The sequence below is a fragment of the Slackia isoflavoniconvertens genome, assembly GCF_003725955.1.
In the GTDB taxonomy this organism is placed as follows: domain Bacteria; phylum Actinomycetota; class Coriobacteriia; order Coriobacteriales; family Eggerthellaceae; genus Slackia; species Slackia isoflavoniconvertens.
Genome location: NZ_QIBZ01000051.1, coordinates 1 through 526 on the forward strand (window position 1 = coordinate 1; position 526 = coordinate 526).

General features: G+C 64.8%; 2 protein-coding genes. One reads left to right on the forward strand and one right to left on the reverse strand.

What is annotated here, in order from left to right; genetic code table 11:
• A partial coding sequence (locus DMP05_RS09900) for a nitrilase-related carbon-nitrogen hydrolase (protein ID WP_280176490.1) occupies positions 1-186 on the reverse strand: 186 nt, incomplete at its 3' end.
• A 127-nt stretch (positions 187-313) separates the two neighbouring features.
• Between DMP05_RS09900 and DMP05_RS09710 the strand changes: the two genes are divergently transcribed.
• Positions 314-526 (forward strand): ATP-binding cassette domain-containing protein (locus DMP05_RS09710; RefSeq protein ID WP_123220242.1); only part of this gene is annotated, 213 nt, incomplete at its 3' end.

Genomic DNA, 526 nt, shown 5'->3' on the forward strand with positions numbered 1-526 from the left:
CAGTTCGAGGATGCGCGGGCCGATGGTGTCCAGGTGGTAGCCCGTGCTGAACAGCTCGGGCAGAACCACCAGGTCGGCTCCGTTTTCTGCGGCCTGGGCGACCAGCGCGCAGGCGTCGGCGACGTTTTTCTCGACTTCGCCGAGTTCGCCTTCGAACTGCACGAGGGCGATCTTCATGTCCTTCATGAGGCACCTTCCTTTCGTTTCGGCTATTGTAGCGGCTTCTTGCGAGGCGCGCTCGCGCGTCCTTCGGCCCCGTTCGCCCGGCATGCTAGGATGCACTACGGCATTCGTCGGAAGGAAGGCGGCTTTCGTGGAGCAGGGCAGCGGGCGCTTCGGCGCCCCGGATCGCATCGAAGTGCGCGGCGCGGGCGTGCACAATCTGAAGAACATCGACGTGGACGTTCCGCTGGGCAAGCTGGTGGGCATCGCGGGCGTGTCGGGGTCGGGCAAAAGCTCGCTGGCTTTGGGCGTGCTCTACGCCGAAGGGTCGCGCCGTTATCTGGACGCGCTTTCCACCTATACG